At 59.8% G+C, this 3,785-nt stretch carries 3 protein-coding genes; all 3 read left to right on the top strand.

What is annotated here, in order from left to right; all coding sequences use genetic code 11:
• Nucleotides 1–184: 184 nt before the first annotated feature.
• The 3 genes from GO986_RS22315 to GO986_RS22305 all read left to right on the top strand — a co-directional run bounded on the left by GO986_RS22315 (nt 185) and on the right by GO986_RS22305 (nt 3,515).
• Entirely contained in the window at nt 185–1,174 is a 990-nt protein-coding gene (locus GO986_RS22315; protein ID WP_157461731.1) for a chymotrypsin family serine protease, read from the top strand.
• Between the two features lie 134 nt (nt 1,175–1,308).
• On the top strand, nt 1,309–2,550 hold the full coding sequence (locus tag GO986_RS22310; RefSeq protein ID WP_157461730.1) for a HEPN domain-containing protein: 1,242 nt from the start codon (nt 1,309–1,311) through the stop codon (nt 2,548–2,550).
• Between the two features lie 56 nt (nt 2,551–2,606).
• Nucleotides 2,607–3,515: a hypothetical protein gene (locus GO986_RS22305; protein WP_157461729.1), complete on the top strand. Its 909-nt coding sequence runs from the start codon at nt 2,607–2,609 to the stop codon at nt 3,513–3,515.
• Nucleotides 3,516–3,785: the final 270 nt, after the last annotated feature.

Below are 3,785 nucleotides of genomic sequence, written 5' to 3'. Positions count from 1 at the left end.
TTACACTGCCAGGCGGAGGCCCCTATGGCACAGCTGGTCGAACACTTTGACAACGGTGGACGGCACTACACCCTCGACGGGCACGCCCGGTGCGCCAGCCGGGGAGCAATTAAGCAATAACCTTTCGCGGCGGGTGGGGTGGCACTTCCTGCGGTATTTCAGCGCCAAAGGTTAGGCTGCCGACATGACCAACTTTTTTGAGAATGGCCTTCCGTTTGACCCTGAAGCGCCAAGTTACCAGCTGAAAGAAGAACTCACGGCGACTTTTTCCGAAGAGGCGTGGTTCGTCGCCGCAGGCACCACGCGCGTGGGGGAACAAGAGGCCGCCTTCTTGACGATTGACCAGCTGGCTCTCTCGCCTCTGGAGATTTTTGTAGGCGTTCATCAGGTACTCAGCGGCGGAATCGGGACATTCTTGCTGTCGGAGATTCTCCTAGGCCGAGAGACGATTCAGCTCAACTCCTCAGATGAGCGCCAGTTGCCCCGACTGGTGATTGAAATGTCGCTCGGTAGCGCGCAGCGAACATCAGTCTCTACGACTGTGCCGCTCCTGGAAGGTGGGCAGCGGGTGCGGCTTCAGGGTGGCCAGGGGACAGGCACCCTGGCGACCACCGTTGGTCACGCCAATGGGCCGATGCTGCTGACCAACCAACATGTGCTGGGTGCCGCCGCGACAGGTGACGCGGTGGAAGTCGAACTGGGCGGTGTCTGGCAGGTGGCCGGTCAGTACGAGTGTGGCAGCTACAGCGACGTGCCGTTTGGTGCTCTGTCCACCACCATTGATGCTGGGCTGGCCCGGTTGGAGCCGTCGGGGATACCTGTAGGGGCCGTCCGGGGCATTGCAGGCCACGTCACGCCCGCACGCTGGTATGACGTAGGTACAGCTGTCCAGAAAGTTGGCGCCAGCACCGGACGGACCACAGCGGAGATTGATTCACTCACGGCCAACGTCAGAGTTAACGGGAGCGTGTTCCAGAATCAAATCCGTGTTCGTTCTGTGCAGCCTTTTCAACAGCCCGGCGATTCAGGCAGCCTGCTGCTGACGGCCAGCAGCACGCCGCAGGCCGCCGGACTCCTGCACGCACACCAGAAGGAGAATGGAGTGTCCAAGCCCGAAGTGGCGTTTGCGAGTCACTGGGGCGCGGTGGCGCAAGCGCTGGGTATCTCCCTGTAGTTCAGGGCTGAAGTCGGCAGGAGCTGCATCAAGGGTGTAGGCCACATGTCTCCTGTTTGCGCAATTGGCAATGCTGCCCCGCGGCTACAACCGTACGGTGGCCCGCCGCCGTAGACCTCTTACCATAGGTGTTCATGACCCCAACTGCCCAGACTACAGGGTTCGCTCAGTTTCCTCCGCAGTTAACTGCGCTCGCCCAGGCCTTGACTGAGGTTTCGACGGGAGAAGATGGGGAAATCAGTTACGAATCGTTGCCCCCCTTTTACCTGCCGGCGGAGCAGGGCCGGCAGCTTCAAAAGCTGGTGGACGACCTGTACGGCCCTCTCAAGTACAGCACCCGCTACGCCTGGGATGAACTCCTCAACATGTTTGACCAATGGATCATAGAAGAGAGAAATGGAGCGGCGAAGAAGACACTTGAAGAGCGGTTTGCAGCACTCAGAGCGGACTTCCAGGCTCCTTGCCCGAAGCAGATTGTGGTGATGCCGGTCTACGGCCTTGAGTTGAAGTTGGACAAGCTCTCCATCGGCCACGTGCAGTTTGTGAAGTACGGTGACACCGCCTACCGCAAAAGATGGGCTGATGACATGGCGGCGCACCCTCGCCTGGAGCTCCAAGAAGTCTTCCTGCCCCTGGATGACGATGTGACCTGCTTGCACTACGAAACTCACGCAACCCAGGAGCGGGCCGCCCAGCTGGCCCAGCAGGCAGCGCTGGGGGTTTTGAACGTCCTGCGCTACACCGTGAGTCGCTCACAGTTTGCCGACCAGCATGTGCAGTTTGACCTGTTTTCTGGCGAGAACCGCAAGCGGTTTCGGCGCTTTTTGGTCGTCAACGAACACGGCACCAAGGCCCTGGAACATGGGCACTACGCCGGCCCCGACGAGTCGCTGGTTCTGGATGCGGCCTGGTACGCCTCTGCTCAGGCGGTGGGCCTGGATGATATTTCTACCTTTTTGAAGCAGGACCAGTTGACGCCAATGCAAACCGTCCTGTTTGCAGCGGTGTACTGGTTTGGCAACTATCAGGCCCAGAGTTCACTGGACAACCAACTGCTTAGCCTGGCCACTAGCATCGAGGCTGGCCTGGGGACTCGGGCGCAGGACAATATCACCGTTAAACTGGCCGAGGGGCTGGCTGTGCTGCTGGGCCAAGACCGCGAGGAACGAATTCGCATCCGCGAGGACTTCAAAAAGCTCTATAAGCTCCGGAGCGGGGTTTCACACGGCTCGCAGGCCAAAGTTACGTCGGCCGACGTGGGCCGGTTTGACGGCTATGCCCGGCGTCTCATTCATGTGCTGATTCAAAGCACGGCCAGGTTCAAGTCCCATGAAGAGTTAAGACAGCACATTGACGACTGCAAAATGAGTTTTTAGGTCTTCTGCTTGCTGTGCGCAACCGCCATGTGAATGATTGGGTTACAGTGCGGCCCATGCGACACCTTCTTTGCCTGGCAGCGCTCATGACTGGCAGCGCCGCTTTGGCCCTGGATGCCAAGGCGGTGGCGGCCCGGACACTGGGCACGTCGGTGATGGCGGTGAGCGCGCTGACCACCCGTCAGGGTGACTTCATTGCTGTGCTGTCCAGGGCCTATGTCATGGGTGATGTCACCGTGTCACTGCTAAAAAAAGTGGGGACGATCTACGTTGTCGCGTGGTCTGCCGAGACGCGGCAGGCCATGGATCAAACGGCCCCCACCATCGCCCTGGCTGACGCCAAGCGGGACGGCAGCCCCGAGCTGCTGTGGAACTACGGCGCTTATGGGAATGCGGCTGGTGGGCAATATTTCGTGCTGTATGACACTGGCCGGAAGCGCACCTACACGGCCTCTATTTCGGAAATCTACGGCGCGCCCGGTGCCAATACAGTGGAGTACGACCCGGCCTTACTTGAACCGGCGAATGCTGCGCTGCTGGCGTTTATGGTCAGCAAAGTTGAAAAGAATCCGGCTTTTCCAAAACCCATTGCCAAAGACCCTGACGGTGACATGATTCGCGCCTGGACCGAGAAGTACGGCGCCATCAACAGTGGGCGAGTCAACTTTGTCTCGGTGCAGCCATTGGCGGCGCCCTCTTCGTGGTGCGGGCCTGCCAGTGCGTCCCAGACGGCCCGCCTCACGACGGGCGGCCTCACCTACATCGCCCGCTTCAAGAGCGGCGTGTTTGTGCTGGACCCGAAGAAGAACACCTGCGCTCTCGTGTACTTTCCCGCAGACACGTACCAATGGGTGGATCAATTGAAATTAAGCGGGAACTGGATTGCTCTAAGAAACCGCACCACGGGGAAGTACCTCTACTTCAACCCGAAGACGCGTGTGCTTGGAACGACCCTTCCTCGCTGAACGCCAGTTCTCAGGAAGCACTACGAGGGCGACCTGTTGCACTGTCCCCCAGAATCACGATTGTTGCTGGGCCATGAACTGGCGCTGCACGTTCAATTCGCCACAGCGTCTCTCTGTTGTGCCAGCGCATCCCATGATGGTGACGCCTACAATGCCTCATGCCTCCGCGCGACACGCCACCCCTCCAGCCAGGCGATCTGGTGGTGTTCCGCGCGCCCCTGAACCGGCGATATCCGGGGTTGGCCAAGGTGCAGGCCGTGCGAACCTTCT

Source organism: Deinococcus arboris, from assembly GCF_009755355.1.
Classification (GTDB): domain Bacteria; phylum Deinococcota; class Deinococci; order Deinococcales; family Deinococcaceae; genus Deinococcus; species Deinococcus betulae.
The sequence above is the reverse complement of the archived record's forward strand: the minus strand, read 5'-3'. Positions and strand labels throughout refer to the sequence as shown.

Coding starts and splice junctions, on each gene's coding strand:
- GO986_RS22315 (WP_157461731.1), top strand. CDS start 185: ATGACCAACTTTTTTGAGAATGGCCTTCCGTTTGACCCTGAAGCGCCA.
- GO986_RS22310 (WP_157461730.1), top strand. CDS start 1,309: ATGACCCCAACTGCCCAGACTACAGGGTTCGCTCAGTTTCCTCCGCAG.
- GO986_RS22305 (WP_157461729.1), top strand. CDS start 2,607: ATGCGACACCTTCTTTGCCTGGCAGCGCTCATGACTGGCAGCGCCGCT.